15 protein-coding genes are annotated in these 16,178 nt (G+C 54.2%); 9 read left to right on the top strand and 6 right to left on the bottom strand.

The window, feature by feature from the left end; all coding sequences use genetic code 11:
* Nucleotides 1-2: 2 nt before the first annotated feature.
* A complete protein-coding gene (locus V7028_RS04970) occupies nt 3-680 on the bottom strand; it encodes a glutathione S-transferase (protein ID WP_334118999.1) in 678 nt (225 codons plus the stop codon).
* 94 nt (nt 681-774) lie between these two features.
* Nucleotides 775-1,704 carry an RNA polymerase sigma factor RpoH gene (gene rpoH, locus V7028_RS04965; RefSeq protein ID WP_334118998.1) on the bottom strand — a complete coding sequence of 310 codons (930 nt, stop codon included), beginning with the start codon at nt 1,702-1,704 and terminating at the stop codon, nt 775-777.
* Nucleotides 1,705-1,859: 155 nt separating this feature from the next.
* Between rpoH and V7028_RS04960 the strand changes: the two genes are divergently transcribed.
* The 4 genes from V7028_RS04960 to pqqA all read left to right on the top strand — a co-directional run bounded on the left by V7028_RS04960 (nt 1,860) and on the right by pqqA (nt 6,516).
* Nucleotides 1,860-4,217 (top strand): lectin, encoded by a 2,358-nt coding sequence (locus V7028_RS04960; RefSeq protein WP_334118997.1) that lies wholly within the window; start codon nt 1,860-1,862, stop codon nt 4,215-4,217.
* Between the two features lie 125 nt (nt 4,218-4,342).
* Complete coding sequence (locus tag V7028_RS04955; protein ID WP_334118996.1) at nt 4,343-5,692, top strand: sensor histidine kinase; 1,350 nt, start codon at nt 4,343-4,345, stop codon at nt 5,690-5,692.
* Nucleotides 5,689-6,348, top strand: coding sequence for a response regulator transcription factor (locus V7028_RS04950; protein ID WP_334118995.1), 660 nt, complete (start codon nt 5,689-5,691; stop codon nt 6,346-6,348). Before V7028_RS04955 ends, V7028_RS04950 begins: the two co-directional genes overlap by 4 nt.
* A 93-nt stretch (nt 6,349-6,441) precedes the next feature.
* Nucleotides 6,442-6,516: a pyrroloquinoline quinone precursor peptide PqqA gene (gene pqqA / locus V7028_RS04945; RefSeq protein WP_008247588.1), complete on the top strand. Its 75-nt coding sequence runs from the start codon at nt 6,442-6,444 to the stop codon at nt 6,514-6,516.
* 69 nt (nt 6,517-6,585) lie between these two features.
* Here the strand turns inward: pqqA and V7028_RS04940 are convergent, their stop codons facing one another.
* The gene (locus V7028_RS04940; RefSeq protein ID WP_334118994.1) at nt 6,586-7,077 is read right to left on the bottom strand and encodes a hypothetical protein; all 492 of its coding nucleotides are present in this window, start codon (nt 7,075-7,077) and stop codon (nt 6,586-6,588) included.
* Between the two features lie 211 nt (nt 7,078-7,288).
* The gene (locus V7028_RS04935; RefSeq protein ID WP_334118993.1) at nt 7,289-8,398 is read right to left on the bottom strand and encodes a cytochrome D1 domain-containing protein; all 1,110 of its coding nucleotides are present in this window, start codon (nt 8,396-8,398) and stop codon (nt 7,289-7,291) included.
* A 218-nt stretch (nt 8,399-8,616) separates the two neighbouring features.
* Between V7028_RS04935 and V7028_RS04930 the strand changes: the two genes are divergently transcribed.
* A complete protein-coding gene (locus tag V7028_RS04930) occupies nt 8,617-9,471 on the top strand; it encodes an alpha/beta hydrolase (RefSeq protein WP_334118992.1) in 855 nt (284 codons plus the stop codon).
* On the opposite strand, the gene V7028_RS04925 is transcribed toward V7028_RS04930, so the two are convergent.
* A complete protein-coding gene (locus V7028_RS04925) occupies nt 9,468-10,529 on the bottom strand; it encodes an AraC family transcriptional regulator (protein ID WP_334118991.1) in 1,062 nt (353 codons plus the stop codon). The genes V7028_RS04930 and V7028_RS04925 overlap by 4 nt on opposite strands.
* On the bottom strand, nt 10,520-10,948 hold the full coding sequence (locus tag V7028_RS04920; protein WP_334118990.1) for a DUF4149 domain-containing protein: 429 nt from the start codon (nt 10,946-10,948) through the stop codon (nt 10,520-10,522). The genes V7028_RS04925 and V7028_RS04920 overlap by 10 nt, the downstream gene beginning before the upstream one ends.
* A 163-nt stretch (nt 10,949-11,111) precedes the next feature.
* On the opposite strand from V7028_RS04920, the gene V7028_RS04915 reads away from it, so the two are divergent.
* The 4 genes from V7028_RS04915 (at nt 11,112) to V7028_RS04900 (ending at nt 16,097) form a co-directional block, all read left to right on the top strand.
* A complete protein-coding gene (locus V7028_RS04915) occupies nt 11,112-12,656 on the top strand; it encodes a flavin-containing monooxygenase (RefSeq protein WP_334118989.1) in 1,545 nt (514 codons plus the stop codon).
* Between the two features lie 95 nt (nt 12,657-12,751).
* Nucleotides 12,752-14,407, top strand: a complete 1,656-nt coding sequence (locus tag V7028_RS04910) for an acetolactate synthase large subunit (protein ID WP_334118988.1) — start codon at nt 12,752-12,754, stop codon at nt 14,405-14,407.
* Entirely contained in the window at nt 14,404-15,792 is a 1,389-nt protein-coding gene (locus V7028_RS04905) for an aldehyde dehydrogenase family protein (protein ID WP_334118987.1), read from the top strand. The genes V7028_RS04910 and V7028_RS04905 overlap by 4 nt, the downstream gene beginning before the upstream one ends.
* A 23-nt stretch (nt 15,793-15,815) precedes the next feature.
* Nucleotides 15,816-16,097 carry a helix-turn-helix domain-containing protein gene (locus V7028_RS04900; RefSeq protein ID WP_305563951.1) on the top strand — a complete coding sequence of 94 codons (282 nt, stop codon included), beginning with the start codon at nt 15,816-15,818 and terminating at the stop codon, nt 16,095-16,097.
* Nucleotides 16,098-16,178: the final 81 nt, after the last annotated feature.

Here is a 16,178-nt window from a genome sequence, read left to right as displayed (position 1 = left end):
GATCAAGCGTAGTTGTAGGGCCCACCCACTTCAAGTGCTTTTTTGTAACTGGGCATGGCGTGAATGCGTTTTACGTAGGCCGCAATTTTCGGCATGCTGTTGATCGACGCTGCGCGGCTTATGGCGGCTTCCAGGGGGAAGCTCATCATGAAATCGGCACCTGTCATTTCGCTGCCGCAGAACCATTCATTCTTGGTCAGCACGCCTTCAATGTAGGCGAATTGTTTTTCAAGATTCGGGTTAATGAAGTTGTTTTTAACCTGCTTTGAAATACCGCGTGCAATGGGCAGCACGATGGGTTTGAGCAGTGCGGGCACTGGGGCATTTTCGATTTTGTTGAACACCAGCGTCATGACCAGCGGGGGCATGGCGGTGCCTTCGGCAAAGTGCATCCAGTAGGTGTAATCGCGGTGAGCCTGTGTGCCGGCTGCGGGGCGCTTGGCGCCTCCGGCCTTGTCGATCAGGTATTCCACGATTGCACCGCTTTCGGCCACCGTGATGTCCCCATCGGTAATCACCGGCGATTTGCCCAAGGGGTGGATTTTCAACAGTTCGGGCGGGGCCAGGTAGGTTTTTGCGTCGCGGGCGTAGCGCGTTACCTTGTAGGGCAGGCCCAGTTCTTCGAGCAGCCAGATAATGCGCTGCGAGCGTGAATGTTCCAGGTGGTGAACTTCAATCATGGTGTGGTGGCTTTTGTAGTGGACAATAAAAAAGGGCTTGTCGCCAAGCCCTTAGTGTAGGTCAGTTTTCACCCAAAATGATTACAAGTTTTGCTCAGTCTTCACCATTCTCGTATTTTAGAAGGGCGGTTTTCATTTTTTTCATGGCCTGGGTTTCAATTTGGCGCACGCGTTCTGCGGACACACCCAGCTCGGCGGCCAGGTCGTGCAGGGTTTTGGCGTTCTCGCCAGCCAGCCAGCGACTGGAAATAATGCGTTGGCTGCGTTCGTCCAGGCTGGCCAGCGCCACATCCAGGCCTTCACTGTGCAGGCGCTCCATGCTGGCACCTTCCAGTACCTCGGTGGGTTCGGCACCTTCGGCGGCCAGGTAGCGCACGGGGTTGTAGCTGCTTTCCTCGCTGTCTACGTCGATCACAGGGTCCAGGCTGAATTCATGGCCCGCCATGCGGCGTTCCATGTCTGAAACATCTTCGGGGCGAACATTCAGTTCCTCGGCCACCTCGTGAATTTGGTCGGGCGAAAGCGTTTGGCCATATTTTTTGAAGCTGTTCAGGTTGAAAAACAGCTTGCGGTGCGCCTTGGTAGTGATCATTTTGACCATGCGCCAGTTGCGAATGATGTACTCGTGAATTTCAGCTTTGATCCAGTGCAGGGCAAAGCTGACCAGGCGTACGCCACGCGTGGTGTCGAAACGCTTCACGGCTTTCATCAGGCCGATGTTGCCTTCCTGAATCAGATCGGCGTGGGGCAGGCCATAGCCCAGGTATTGGCGTGCCACTGCAACCACCAGCCGCAGGTGGCTAAGCACCAGGCGGCGGGCTGCTTCCAGGTCGTTGTCGCGCTGAAGGCGTTCGCCCAGATCAACTTCTTCCTCAGGCGTCAGCATCGGGATTTGGTGGGTGGCCGAAATGTAGGCATCAAGATTGCCAAGCGGGCCACGGGCCACCAGCGCCCATGGGTCGCGCACGGCCAGGCTGCTGCCAGTGGCGCGGGTGTTAGCAAGAGTTAATGCAGTGGCGGTCATGATTGCGGTTATCTCCGAATGAATGAACCAATTTCCGGTCAATTTTAGCACTCTTCGTTAAAGAGTGCTAAGTCATGGGAAAGTTCCCTTCCTCTCTAGATGCTTCGTGCGTATGCGCATTGATAATCAGGGCTCCTTTTTTTGGAGCATAGCGGATGGAACAGGAAAAACAAGAAGGTAAGACCCGGTTTGTGCGCATGAAGAAAAGCTGGTTTGTTACAGCGGCTCTTTTGGCAAGTGCAATCGCAATTTACCAGCCTACGCACGCGAAAGGTGCCCCTGAAATAACGCCAAGCCTGAAAAAGATGCTGCATGGTTTGCCAATTGCGGGAATCAAGGACGATGTGCAGGGCATGGTTGCATCGCTGAAGGAAACCAGTTGTGGCAACAATTTGACGGGGTGTTACATGACCCGCTCGGGCCGCTTGCAGCTCTACTTTTTCACCAGCGGAAAATCGCAGCAAACATTGCTGTTGGTGGTGGACAAGTCGGTCAAAATGCCCGCCATTCTGAGTAAAAAAGTTCAAGAGGTGTTGGGTCAGACATCGCTAAATACACCGATGATTTCGATTTCTACCACTGACTATGCATTGGATGTGGTCAAGATGCCGCAAGCCCTGCGCGATGTGGTGCGTGAAAAATACTTCAATGTGAATTCGCTGGAATTTTCAAGCGGTGTGCAATTGGCTGCACGTGCCAATGTGGGCGGTGCTTTCAAACTGGCCATGGCCAGCTTGGGCGCTGATGTCAGCAACATGCTGATGCGTGCTGCGGTGGTAATGCCTATTCCCACTGACCTGACGGCCGGTGCGGGCGCAGGTGCCGGTGCGGCCGATGCGGTTGCCCACGGGGACACCATGAAGAAAGCCGGAATGGACGCGCTGAAACCCGAGGCATTCGTAGAGTTTCAGTTTGGCCCTGGGGCTGCTGTAAAAATGGGCTTGCCGCAAATGCGGCTGACCGATGCCACATTCTTTTTGAACAACGCATTGACGTTTGGCTACAAGGGCAATGCGTACTTCAGTGGTGCCAAAGACAAAAAAGTGCTGATGCAATTTCAAACCCCACTGACACCTGCAGGTGGCATGGACCTGGCCGATTTCAGCTTTCGCATGTCGACCCCCCAAAGCTTCACTATGGAAGACGCGGCGCATGTGATGGTGGCCATGGCTTCGCCAGATCCACGGTTGAAAAAATATGGTGGCGGTTTCATCAAGGGCATTGACTCGTTCAAGGGCGCTTTGTTGACCATGGTCAAACCGTTGTCTGTTATGCAGATGGGCAACCCCAACCCGGCACCGGCTTATGTTTTCGGTGACAGCACCAAGCCATTTCCGGATGACAACAAGTACTTCAACTTTCTGGTGCTTGGCCCCCTGGCCCAAGATGGCCCCTTCATGTACGCCGCAGGCAATGTGAAGGTGATGGGGCAGGAAATGGGGTGGATGCAGGGCACCGCCGGGCTTTCAGGCTTGAGTGCAGAAGTGGGTAAAAAAATCAGGCTGAAGATTGGACCACTGGGCCCACTCGATTTCTACATGGCTCAATCCTGGTTGATCAACAAAGACAAGCAGGAAATTGCCATGATTGGCAATATTGCCGGGCAGAAGGTGGAGGTTGCGCATGGCCCCATCAATATGCGTATTTCGGTGAATGCCACCTGCGTGAATCCGTTTGAGATTAAAGGTGAGCTGGCCATTGTGCCCACCACCAATTTGGCAGATGTGTTTGATGCGCACGGTGGGGTAAATGTAGACCCTTCGAAAATCCAGAATTGTATTGGCAAGGAACTGGAAGCTGCTTACCGAAAAATTTCGACCGAGTTTGCCCACTTGGGGGGCTACACAGCCACAGCTGCTACGGCTGAATTGAACAAAATAGCCAATGCAGCAGCTGCCGAGGCACAACGTGTGGCCAAAGAGGCGGAACAACAGGCGCAGTTGGCACAGGCGCTGGCACAACAGCAGGCTGAAGCCGTGCGCGTGCAATACGAGCAAACGAAAAACGCGGCACGCAAGGTAGCCGACTCAGCAACCCATTCCGCGGCCAAGGCTTTCAATGATGCGGGCAACGCCATAGCCAAGTTGGGCAAGAAAAAGAAAAAACACAAGAAGGGCCCGGACCCGATTTTCGCCGCCTCGGTGTTTGATTGGGATTACTACTATGATGCTCACCCTGACGTGGTGCAGGCCAATATGGACATGGCCACCCACTGGCGGGATTATGGGATTTACCAAGGCCGCGCAGGTAGCTTTGAGTTTGATCCCGTGTTTTACCGGGCCACTTACCCCGACATCGTGCAAATATGTGGCATGGGCGACTTGCACTGCGCCATTAATCACTGGCTAAACAACGGCATCGGCGAGGGCCGTGTGGGCAGCCCAAATTTCAATGTGCAAAATTACATGAATCGTTACCCTGACCTGAAGCAGGCATACGGTGCGCTAGGCTTCGGGGACGCGCTTCATCATTGGATCACTGCGGGAAAAGAAGAAGGCCGCGATCCGCGTTAACCGATTCCCTGGCGTAGCCCGGTATTTCCAGTACCGGGGGTGTTGAAGTTCATGAAACAGGTGTCACTGGGTAGGACAGGCAAGAAAATTGCAGTAGTGTATTCAAAACATCGAATCCACTTGCCATGAACCTGAAACGCTACTTGCTGGTACGAATGATCACCCTGGGCCTGTTGTGCTGGGTGATTATTTCCGCCTATGTGGTGCTGCGAACGGCCAATGAGGTGGACGAGGCCTTGACCAGCGACGCAACACGCCTGCATGAAATGGTTGAATATTCCATGTACCGGCGGCAGATCAACCCCGAGATTGAAGGCTCGCCCGTGTTGGTGGGCAGTCAGTACGGCCTGCAACTGGCGCCGTACTGTATTCGCTACGAGGGCTGGAATGGCCAGGTTCGCGAGGAAGGGTGCGAGAAGCAGACCGGGCACCCGGTTGAGGCACAACTCATGAAACTGCTGGGTGTTCAAATACAGTCAGAACCCAGGCCGGTGGGTTTGTGGGGGCAGCCTTTCGGTGAACTGCACATTACCGCCGACCCTCAACTGGTGTTGACCAAATTCTGGAACACCCTGCGCGATTTGCTGCTGCTCAGCACGTTGATTGTGGCCAGCCTGGCTGCGCTCACCTATGTTGTGATTGGCCGCGCATTGCAACCCGCCGCTACTTTGGTTGAGAAACTCGATTCGATTGCCATTTCAGAAGACAGCCCACCCCCAGACCAATTGCCCGATGTACAGCCCCGGGAATTTGGTCGCATTGCGCAGGGCGTGAACCGTTTGAATGAGCGTTTGTGGCGGCTTACGCAGACCCGGCGCAAATTGTTGATGAAGTTGCTCGATGTTCAGGAAGAAGAGCGCAGGGAATTGGCCCACCTGGTGCACGCAGATCTTGGGCAGTCTTTGAGTCTGATCGCCGTGAACTGTGCGCAGTTGCGTGCGCAGTTAAAGCACGGCGAGCCAGAGGTTCAAGAAAAGCTGGAAGAAATCGACCTACAAATTGAAGGTGCATTCGAGCGCATGCGGGCGGTCTTGGTGAACAAGTGCCCGCCCGTGCTAGAGGGCGCCGACCTTGGCATGGCCATTCAAGACTTGTGTACGCGTTGGGAAATCAATTCCGGCAGCGGCTGGACGGTGAACCTGCAACTGGATGCCGCGGCTTTAAGCAGCCTGGGCAAAGACAGGGCATTGTGTGTGTACCGAACTGTCGAGGAGTGTTTGGCCAATGTAAGGCGGCATGCTGCCGAGGGTTCTGCCGTGAATGTTCGTTTAAGCCGAACTGGCAAGGTGCTGGATTTGACAATCGAGAATTCCCTGAGCAAGCCGAAAGGGCAGGAGGGTCACCGCGTGCCCTCGGGGGGCATGGGTCTGAACCTGTTGGCCGAGCGGGTTCGGGTGCATGGCGGGGTGTTTCATTCGCAGGCCAGTGCGGGCCTGTTTTTGGTTTCAGCCCGTTTTGAATTGAAGGAAGCATGATGCAAAACACCGAGGCCACAATTTTGCTGGTAGACGACCATGCGGTGGTGCGCGCGGGTTATCGGCATTTGCTGGAAACCCAGGGCGGGTTCAGGCGGGTGCATGAAGCAGAAAATGCGCAAGACGCCTATGCAGCCTGTCAAAAGGAATTGCCGGGTTTGATTATTTGCGACATCAGCATGCCTGAACCTGTGGGTTTGAGTTTGATTCAGCGGGTGCTGGGGCGATGGCCCGATGCGAAGATCCTGATGTTCACCATGCACAATTCAATTGAGCTGGCGCGTGCCTGCATGGACACGGGTGCGAAGGGTTATGTCACCAAAAGCAGTCGCCCCGAGGTGTTGTTGCGTGCCATCGGCGAGGTGCTGGCCGGGCGCACGTTCATGAGCGCTGACCTTTCTCGTTTGATGGCACTTTCCAGGCTTCGCGACAATCGCGGTGGGCTTGATGAACTAAGCAGTCGTGAATTCGAGGTACTGTGCCTGTTGGTGGCCGGGCAGTCTGCCGAGCAAATTGGCGAGTTGTTGTTCCTGAGTGCAAAAACCATTCACAACATTCATTATCAGATCAAAAAGAAATTGAATGTGGGCAACGACATTGAGCTGACCAAGCTTGCAATCGGGTGGGGATTGACCACGCCGTCCTTCACGCAATGAAGGTCGGGCAAATTTCCTGAGCTGTGTTCGGTATGCTTTTTACATGGCAGCACAAAGCCGCCGATTTAATAAAACAAACTTGGAGAAGTAGACATGAGCTGGACCACCCCACAATTTGTAGATATGCGTTTCGGTTTTGAAATCACCATGTACATCGCCAACCGTTAATTTCTTGACAGTTGTTGTAGCAAGAAAGGAAAGCTGTGCAGAGTCGGCTTTCCTTTTTTTGGGGTTGCTTCAGTGCGCACCCATTCTCCGCAAACGCTTTTTCGGCGTGTTCAGTGTCAGCGCCAAACCCTGTTCCAGAAGGGTTCTGGCCAAGGTTTCATCGCCAAACCCGTAGGGCGATTCTGGCGTACTTTCGTACAGCAAACCCAAATACAGATAAGCTGCACCGTCATTGGGTGCCAGCGTTATTGCGCGTTCAAGCGATGCTTTCGCACGCTTTAGCAACGCAAGCCCGGCCAGGCCGCCCAGCGACTTTGCATAGCCTGTTAATACCACACCATTCCAGAGCAGAATTTTTGGGTCGTTCGGGTAGCTGATGACCAGTTCCTGCGTGGTTTCTGCAAGTTTGCAAAGCATGGCTTCGCGGGTGCGGCCGAAGTCGCAACGCAGGGCCTCGGCCCATTCGCGTTGAATCGATGGCACGCAGTCTGCGGGTGCGGTTTTAAATTGAACGTGAACGGCAGGGGTGTTTGATTCAATTACATTGAATACGCGTCTCATATGTAACTCCCAAGGGGCGTTTTACTATTTGAATGTGTTGCGTCAAGGCAACCGTTTCATTGATTAACGCTGAAAATTCGTTTAGGAGTACATGGGTTTAAAAAAATCTGAAAACAAAAAAGGAGTCGTTTTCAGACTCCTTTTTTGTTTAGTAGAACCACCGTAGTCACTTCACAAAAATTAATTAGTGCCAGTGCTACTTGCTTGCCGATTAACCAGGAATATCCAGTGAGCCAACCGATTTCGGAGCAACCATAACGCCCCAGGGCATATTGCCTTCGGGAATATCTTTGATCACATTGCCGCTTGCGTAGTCCAGCACCAGAATATTGTTGCTGCGGCCACAGGCCACAATCAACTGTTTGTCATCGGGTGTAAAGCTGAAGTGCCAGCACCGATCTCCCACGGGCATTTCGCGTTTCAGTTCCAGCGTTTTTGCATCAAATACCTGAATGGCTTTGCCACGTGCCAGTGCCACGACAATTTCAGAACCATCGCGGTTGTAGGTCACGCCGTAGGGCACTTCGCCTGTGGGTGCCTCGTTCACCACATTGTATTCCTTGTCCAGAATCAGCATTTTGTTGCCGTATTCCAGCGTGACTACAAACTGCTCACCGTCGGGTGAACGTTTCACACCGCGTGGGCGAATGCCATAACTTTCGGTGTCGATCTGTTTGATTTTCTCGCCAGTTTCAATGTCGTGTACCGATACATTTTCATCGGCCTCGTTGGTCACAATGATGTGTTTGCCATCGGCGGAAAACTCAATGCCTTCGGTCTCAAACCCGGCGGTTATCTCCTTGATCTTCTCGCCTTTCACTAAATCTATTACTGCCACTTGTGCGGGCAGCTCATCGCCTTCCTCGCGTTCTTCTTCAAGTGCTTTGGCCTCAGCTGAACCGGGCTTTGGGGGTGGGCCGCCTTTGGCTGAAGGCTCGTATGCAACAAACGCCAGCTTGCCCAGCACACGGACGAATTCGGGATTAATACCTACCGGTATGCGGCGCACCACCTGGTTGGTTGCAGTGTCTATGATGGCAAGGTCTTTTGTTTCTTTTACGGCCACCACCAACAATTTTCCATCGTCAGTCAAGCCCACGCCACGGCCACCTTCACCCACGGCTATTTCGCCAATTTTTGCGTAGTCGGCCAGTGAATAAATAGTCACAGGGCCGTCTTGGTGGGTTACATAGACCACGGCTTGCGGCGCGGCTTGTTCAACAGGTGCCGAAGTTTCCGGCAGCACGGTCTCTTCTTTTTTGGAACAGGCTGACAGTGCAACTGCCATGCTCAGCGCCAATGCGGTGATTTTTAACGTCATGTCTCTTCTCCCTAATCATTCAACTTACGGAAGTGTCCCCAATTCGTCCCGGGAAGATTTCCTGAAATATGACTCGTCATTGTGACAGGTCATGTGGGCAATTCCTTCCAAACGTTGATTTAACGCGGTTTTGCGAAGCACTTTGAACCTTTGTGACGATTTGGTTTCAATACACTAACGTATGTGACCTGTAACCCCTTTGTAAAGAAAGTGCCGCGATGAAGTACACCGAAGAAAAAGAAAAACGCCTGGTGGAGCCGCGTTTGGTGCCACGCATGGCATTGTCAGCCTCCATGGGTTTCGCAGCGTACTGGACTTACCTGTATTTCAGTCAAACAAAGCATATATTCAGCCCGGCCTTGAAGCACCATGATGTACTGACCCACCACGCGCACGAATTCACCGAGCTGCGTTTGCAGGCTGCGCCCGGTGTTGAGCTGGAGGGTTGGGTTCGCATGCCTGCGGGCATGGGTGGTGCGGGCAGCAAAGCACCTTGCGCCATTTATTTTGGCGGGCGCAGTGAAGATGTTCGCTGGCTGCTCAACGAGGCGCAGGGCTTCAAGAATATGCCGATGGTGTTTTTCAACTACCGCGGCTATGGCAATTCCCAAGGCACGCCAATCGAAAAACACCTGGTGGCCGATGCCCGTGTAATTTACAAATGGGTTGCTGAGCAACCCTGGTGCGACCGCAATCAAATTTCGGTGATAGGGCGTAGCCTGGGCACTGGGGTGGCCATGCAATTGGCCGCCAGCACGCCTGTTCACAAGCTGGTTTTGATGACGCCATACGACAGCCTGATTGACATTGCCAAGCGCCGGGTACCGCTTGCGCCCGTGTCGCTGTTGTTGCGCAGCAAGTTCAAATCGAATGAATGTGCCGTAAATGTTCGCAACCCCACGTTTGTGTTGCTGGCCGAAAATGATGAGGTGGTGCCGCATGATTCTTCATTGCGGTTGATGCAGCATTTTGCGGTCAAGCCTTCGGTGGCCACTGTGAAAGGTACTACCCATGTCAGCTTGCCACACGATGCGGATGCGCAGGGTTTGGTGAGTCATTTTTTGATGGCTTAATTGCCCGAGTGCCCCACCCATTCCCTGTATTCACTCGGTGTTTTACCCGTCAGTTTTTTGAACGCGCGTGTGAAGTTTGCGCGGTCCTGGTAGCCTACACGTTGTGCAATTTCATCCACGGTAAGCCGTGTTGTTTCAAGCAGCAGACAAGCGTCGCGCTGAATCACTTCACCCAACAAATCGGTGAAGCTTCGCCCTTCATTTTGCAGTTTGCGTTTCAGTGTGCGAACCGACATGTGTAGCGTGTTGGCCATGTCTTCAAGCTGTGGGTAGTGGCCTTCGCGGCAAATCAACAGGTTCTTCACGCGCCCGCTTAAATTGTCACCCAAGCCCAGCGCAATCAACTCTTGCTCGCATTGCTGAATCACCATTTGTGCGGTGGTGGCATTCGCTGTGGGCAAGGGCAGGTCTAGCCACGCGGATGGAATTCGAATTTGATTGCCCGCTGCGTTGAAGCGACACCGTGGCAAGCTGCTGGCGTAGCTTGCGTAGTACGCGGGTTCTGGCCAATCGAACCACAGTTCAATGCCGCTTGCCTCGCGCGTGCTGCCCATGGGGTTGAACAGGCTTTCAAACAAACGCCACGCTTCAATCACAAAATTTTCAATGGCGAATTTGCGCACGGGTTCAAGCGGCATGGCTTCGCGTATGTGGCACACCAAAGTGCGTTCGTCTTCGCTGGTGTCAATGGTGTAGAAGGGCACCTTGGTGGGTAAAAAACGAATGCCCAGTTCAATGGCTTCTCGCAGGCTTGCACAGCTCATCAGGCCAAAGCCGATCATACCTGCCTTGGTCAGGCTGCTTTGCAAGCCAATGTCAATGGCAATGTGTTCGCTTTGGAACAGAGCAAGCAAGTTCATCACCACCAGCCCGTGCTGCGCGGCCGCTATTCGTCCATTGGGTACTTGCAGCTGCGCAAGCGTTAGCCCGGTGTGTTCTAAAACCTGCCCGGCTTCAAAGCCACGCTGCATGGCGTAGTTCACGAAAAACAGCGGGTAGGCTTGCGCCACGGTGGTTTGTTCCAGCAGCCGAAGCTGCGGGTGTTCTTTCAGTTCCATGCCCAGCACACCAGCACTGCGCCTGCCACCAGCAACTGCACACTGTTGATGATCACGCTCAAGCGGTGTTTCACATTGAATTCGGCGCCAGCCGCTTTGTCGCCAGCCAGTTCGCGGTCGCGCAGCTCATTGATTTGAAGCATCAGCACCTGCCGTGTGTACACGCTGGCCAGGCCGACCAGCGCACTTGGCACAAGTACCCAGAACCCGCCACCTGCAAGGCCTGCAAAAATAGCGCTGAGAAAACCAAAAACGATCACATAAAGGTAGTACCAAGGAAATACAGCCCGTATGAATGGCCCGGCCTGTTCCATTGGCAGCTTGGTAAACACCAGCGGCGCGAACAAGGCCGAGAAGGCAAGGATGCCACCGAACAATCCGCCCAAGGCGAGTGTTGTTAATGCTTGAAACCATTCCATAAATCACCTGCTGCAAAGTTGCCACCAGCGTTGATTGTGCATCAGTCCGATTGAGTTGTGGCCCAAATTGACTCCAAAGTCGTCACTTTTCACACTCACGCCCGTTGCCACCAAGCACCTACACTGAAGTCATCAAAAATTATTCAAAGAAGAGACACATTCCATGACACAAGAAACACAGAACATTCTTGAAGTTGCAATTGTTGGTGCGGGCGTTTCTGGGCTGGGCATGGGCATTCAGCTACTGAAAGCCGGTGAAACCAACTTCAGGATTTTCGACAAAGGTCACGATGTTGGCGGCACCTGGCGCGACAACACCTACCCCGGTTGCGGCTGCGACGTAAAAAGCAGCCTGTACAGCTATTCATTCGAGCCTTGGGCCGAATGGAGCAACAGCTACGCCAAGCAAGGCGAAATTTACAAATACCTGCGCCATTGCGCCACCAAGTACGGTGTATACCCACACATCCAGTTCAACACCAGTATTACAGGCTCGGTGTTCGATGAGGAAACCGGTTTGTGGAACATTTCCACCGCCGATGGCAAAACCATTCAGGCCCGCAATGTGGTCACAGCGGTTGGTCCTTTCAGCGCACCGAAGGTGGCCGAATTCAAGGGCGCAGATACATTCAAAGGCACCACCGTGCACACCGCTGCCTGGGACCATTCTGTTGAACTGGAAGGCAAGCGGGTTGGCTTGATTGGTACCGGTGCCACAGCCGTGCAGGTGGGCCCTGCAATTGCAGACAAAGTGAAAAACCTGGTGGTGTTTCAGCGCACCGCGAACTGGATCATGCCGCGCCCCGACCGCAACATTGAAGAAGCCGAGAAGGCACTGAACCGCAAAGCGCCCTTCAACATGAAAATGGACCGTCTGGGCGTGTACTGGTTCAATGAACTGACGGCACCTTTCCTCATTTTGAAGTACGACATGTTCAAGGCTCAGCCCCAGAAAATGTCCAGCCGCTATTTGGCTCGCAAGGTGAAAGACCCAGAACTGCGCAAAAAGCTGACCCCCACGTTCAAGTTTGGCTGCAAGCGCGTGCTGGTCAGTTCCGACTGGTACCCCACCATGCAGAAAGAACACGTGCATCTGGAAACCAATGCCATTGATTGCATCACTGAAAAAGGCATTCGCACCGCCGATGGTGTTGAGCATGAATTGGATGTCATCATTTATGCCACTGGCTACGAGGTACGCCACACCGGTTCACCCATCGACACCAAGGGCATTGGCGGCGCCAGCTTGAACGAGAAGTGGAAAGACGGATCAGAGGCTTACCAGGGCATTTCAACAGCCGGTTTTCCCAACCTGTATTTCCTCGTAGGCCCGTTCACCGGCCCGGGCCATACCTCGGTAATTGCTTATGCGGAAGCGCAAATCAACTACGTGATTCAGGCCATCAAGCTGCGCCAGAAGCGCAAACTGAAAGCCATTGCCGTGAAGCCTGAGGTGGAACAGAAGTTTGTGAACGTGATGGACTTCCGCAGTGACCACACCGTGTGGAAAAGTGGCTGTGCCAGCTGGTACCTCAGCCCCAATGGCCGCAACAACACCCTGTACCCCGGCTTGAACGCAGAGTACCGCATGCGTGTTGCGCGTTTCAACCCGGCTGAATATGTATTGACCGGCAGTTGCGGCAACACGGTCAAACCCAGAATCGCCGATCACATTCGGACCGGTTTAATGGCGCTAAAGGTGGCTTGATTGATCTGTGCATGAGCCCATGCAGACTGGACATGGGTATTGAAATTACAACCTAACAGGCAGACACTGGGCGTTCACCTTTTTGGAGAACACCCATGTCCAGCCACGGCACCAAAGCTTCTGATTTATTTGTACAGGCCCTTGAAGCAGAAGGCGTGAAACACATTTTCGCAGTGCCGGGCGAAGAAAACCTGGACATGGTTGAAAGCCTGCGCAACAGCAGCATCAAGCTGGTGCTGACCCGGCATGAGCAGGGCGCTGGCTTCATGGCCGCCACCTACGGCCGCTTGACCGGCCGCGCAGGCGTGTGCATGGCCACCCTGGGCCCTGGTGCCACCAACTTCACCACCCCGGCTGCCTATGCGCACCTGGGTGCATTTCCACTGATCATGATCACCGGGCAAAAGCCCATCAAGAAGTCCAAGCAAGGGCAGTTTCAAATCATCGACGTGGTCAACCTGTTTGCGCCCATTTGCAAAATGAGCAAACAGATTGTTCATGGCAACAACATTCCCGCATTGGTGCGTGAAGCCTTTCGCGTGGCCGAAGAAGAGCGCCCCGGCGCAGTGCTTCTGGAGCTTCCTGAGGACATTGCAGCAGAACCTACCACCGCGTCGGTGATTCCGCGTGGTGAACGCCACTATGCCGTGGCCGACGACGTGGTGCTGAACGAGGCCGTGTCCATGATCCGGTCTGCCCGCATGCCACTGGTGTTGCTGGGTGCCGGGGCCAACCGCAAACAGGCACGCCTGGCCTTGCAGGAGTTTATTGAAACAACCGGCATTCCCTTTTTCAGCACGCAAATGGGCAAGGGCGTAGTCGATGAAGGTTCGCCACATTTTCTGGGCACGGCGGCACTTTCCGATGGCGATTACTTGCACTGCGCCATTGAGCGGGCCGACCTGATCATCAATGTGGGTCACGACGTGGTTGAAAAGCCCCCGTTTTTCATGGCAATTGGCGGCAAGAAAGTAATTCACGTGAATTACCGTTCTGCCAAAGTAGACCAGGTGTACTTTCCGCAGTGTGAAGTGGTGGGCGATGTGGCCCGTTCCGTACAAAAGCTCACGCAAAAAATTGGCGGCAAAGTCGTGTGCGACCTGGCCTACTTCAACCGCATTCGTGAAGAAGTGGAGCTGCATATCAAAGAGGGTGCTGACGACGATCGCTTCCCCGTCATTCCCCAGCGTTTGGTTGCGGAAACCCGCCGCGCCATGGGCGCAAAAGACATCATTGCGCTGGACAACGGCATTTACAAGCTGTGGTACGCCCGAAATTACAAGGCGTACGAGCCCAACACCGTGTTGCTGGACAACGCGCTGGCCACGATGGGTGCCGGTTTGCCCTCGGCCATGATGGCTGCCATGCTGTACCCCGACCGCCGCGTCATGGCCATTTGTGGCGATGGTGGCTTCATGATGAACTCCCAGGAAATTGAAACTGCTGTGCGCCTGAAATTGAACCTGGTCGTTACCATTTTGAATGACAGTTCTTACGGCATGATCCGCTGGAAACAGGAGCACGCAGGTTTTGCCGACTGGGGCCTGGAATTTGGTAACCCCGACTTTGTAAAGTACGCCGAAGCCTACGGTGCGACAGGCCACCGTGTGGGTAGTGCTGCAGAACTGGTGCCCACATTTGACCGGGCGTTCAAGGCGGGTGGCGTGCACATTGTGGACGTGCCCGTGGACTATTCCGAGAACAAAAAAGTATTGATCGACGAACTTGCAGCCAAGGTGTGTTTGATATGAGCAAATCAATTCTTGAAGTGGTCAACCCCTTTGACCTGAAACCGATCGGCGAAGTGCCACTGGTCGATTGGCCCACCATCGATGGCTGGCTGAGCACCGCCAGCCAGCTGCACAAAAAACGCGCCAACTGGTTGCCCATGCACCAGCGCATCGCCATTCTGAAAAAAACCGCCCAGTTGATGCAAGGCAAGTTCGATGAACTGGCCTTTCAAATTGCCAATGAGGGCGGCAAACCCTTGATGGACGCCAAGGTAGAGGTAACCCGCGCTATTGATGGTGTTGAACTGTGCATAAAGGAACTGGGCCACCTTGCGGGCACGGAAATCCCCATGGACCTGACCGCTGCCGGCGCGGGTCGCATGGCGTTTACCACCCGCGAACCCATTGGCCCGGTGGTGGCCGTGTCGGCGTTTAACCACCCGCTGAACCTGATCGTGCACCAGGTGGGCCCAGCAATTGCTGCCGGGTGCCCCGTGTTGGTGAAGCCTGCCAGTGCCACGCCGCTTAGCTGCAAGGCCTTCGTGAATATGCTGTATGAAGCGGGCCTGCCCGAAGAATGGTGTCGTTTTGCACCCTGCAAAAGTGACATAGCCGAGCAAATGGTGACCGATCCACGCGTGGCGTTTTTCAGCTTCATTGGTTCAGGGGCGGTGGGTTGGCGGCTTAAAAGCAAACTGGCCCCCGGCACGCGCTGCGCGCTGGAACATGGCGGTGTTGCGCCTGTCATCGTAGACGACTGCGCCGATTTGAATGCCATGATCCCCGCGCTGGTCAAGGGCGGTTTTTATCATTCCGGTCAAGTGTGCGTCAGCGTGCAGCGGGTGTATGTGCCCGAAGACATGGCCACAGCTATGGCCCAGGCCATTGCAGACCGCGCAGCACAATTGAAAGTGGGCAATGCCATTTTTGACGACACCGAGTGTGGTCCGTTGGTCAACCCGAATGAAGTCAAGCGCGTTGAGCAGTGGGTTAATGAGGCTGTTTCCGGTGGCGCGCAGTTGTTCAGTGGCGGGCACAAGCTGGGTGATACCACCTATGCCCCTACTGTGTTGCTCAATCCGCCTCATGACGCAAAAGTAAGTACCCAAGAAGTGTTTGGCCCTGTGGTGTGTGTATTCGGTACAGAATCTTTAGGCGATGCCATTGCGCAAGCCAACAGTTTGCCAGTGGCATTTCAGGCAGCCGTGTTCACACAGAAGTTGAATGTCGCCATGCGGTGTGTGCGTGAAATTGATGCCACTGCCGTGATGGTCAATGACCACACCGCATTCCGCGTTGATTGGATGCCGTTTGCAGGTCGTCGGCAGTCGGGCTACGGTGTGGGCGGAATTGGCCACACCATGCGCGACATGACACAGGAAAAAATGTCAGTCATCAAGCTGTAACTACATTGCAAATTCGAAACAATATGGCACTGAAAAAAGTAAACTTAAGCGACGTCACCGTGCTGATCCGCACGCGCAGACGCGAACTGGGCTTGACCCAAAGACAGCTGGGCGAACGGCTGGGCATTGACCAGCGAACCGTGTCTTCTCTTGAGAAGAACCCGGGTTCCATCAGCGTGAACCGGCTGTTTGCAGTGCTTGATGCGCTGCAGGTTGGCATGTATTCATCCACGGACCCCCGCGATGAAGGCAGCCTTGCACGCCTGACCGTTGATCAGTTGTTCCGCAACGCCAAGATCGTCTGACCGCAGGGGTTCGGTTTGGCTGTGACGGTGTTCACCCTGTCACTCGGCTGATATCACCCGAACTGATTTAATTCGCTGAAA

This window comes from Limnobacter sp., assembly GCF_036846585.1.
Taxonomy (GTDB): domain Bacteria; phylum Pseudomonadota; class Gammaproteobacteria; order Burkholderiales; family Burkholderiaceae_B; genus Limnobacter.
The sequence above is the reverse complement of the archived record's forward strand: the minus strand, read 5'-3'. Positions and strand labels throughout refer to the sequence as shown.

Excerpts from the sequence above, each read along its gene's own strand:
- V7028_RS04970 (WP_334118999.1), bottom strand. The coding sequence starts at position 680 with ATGATTGAAGTTCACCACCTGGAACATTCACGCTCGCAGCGCATTATC.
- rpoH (WP_334118998.1), bottom strand. The coding sequence starts at position 1,704 with ATGACCGCCACTGCATTAACTCTTGCTAACACCCGCGCCACTGGCAGC.
- V7028_RS04960 (WP_334118997.1), top strand. The coding sequence starts at position 1,860 with ATGGAACAGGAAAAACAAGAAGGTAAGACCCGGTTTGTGCGCATGAAG.
- V7028_RS04955 (WP_334118996.1), top strand. The coding sequence starts at position 4,343 with ATGAACCTGAAACGCTACTTGCTGGTACGAATGATCACCCTGGGCCTG.
- V7028_RS04950 (WP_334118995.1), top strand. The coding sequence starts at position 5,689 with ATGATGCAAAACACCGAGGCCACAATTTTGCTGGTAGACGACCATGCG.
- V7028_RS04940 (WP_334118994.1), bottom strand. The coding sequence starts at position 7,077 with ATGAGACGCGTATTCAATGTAATTGAATCAAACACCCCTGCCGTTCAC.
- V7028_RS04935 (WP_334118993.1), bottom strand. The coding sequence starts at position 8,398 with ATGACGTTAAAAATCACCGCATTGGCGCTGAGCATGGCAGTTGCACTG.
- V7028_RS04930 (WP_334118992.1), top strand. The coding sequence starts at position 8,617 with ATGAAGTACACCGAAGAAAAAGAAAAACGCCTGGTGGAGCCGCGTTTG.
- V7028_RS04925 (WP_334118991.1), bottom strand. The coding sequence starts at position 10,529 with ATGGAACTGAAAGAACACCCGCAGCTTCGGCTGCTGGAACAAACCACC.
- V7028_RS04920 (WP_334118990.1), bottom strand. The coding sequence starts at position 10,948 with ATGGAATGGTTTCAAGCATTAACAACACTCGCCTTGGGCGGATTGTTC.
- V7028_RS04915 (WP_334118989.1), top strand. The coding sequence starts at position 11,112 with ATGACACAAGAAACACAGAACATTCTTGAAGTTGCAATTGTTGGTGCG.
- V7028_RS04910 (WP_334118988.1), top strand. The coding sequence starts at position 12,752 with ATGTCCAGCCACGGCACCAAAGCTTCTGATTTATTTGTACAGGCCCTT.
- V7028_RS04905 (WP_334118987.1), top strand. The coding sequence starts at position 14,404 with ATGAGCAAATCAATTCTTGAAGTGGTCAACCCCTTTGACCTGAAACCG.
- V7028_RS04900 (WP_305563951.1), top strand. The coding sequence starts at position 15,816 with ATGGCACTGAAAAAAGTAAACTTAAGCGACGTCACCGTGCTGATCCGC.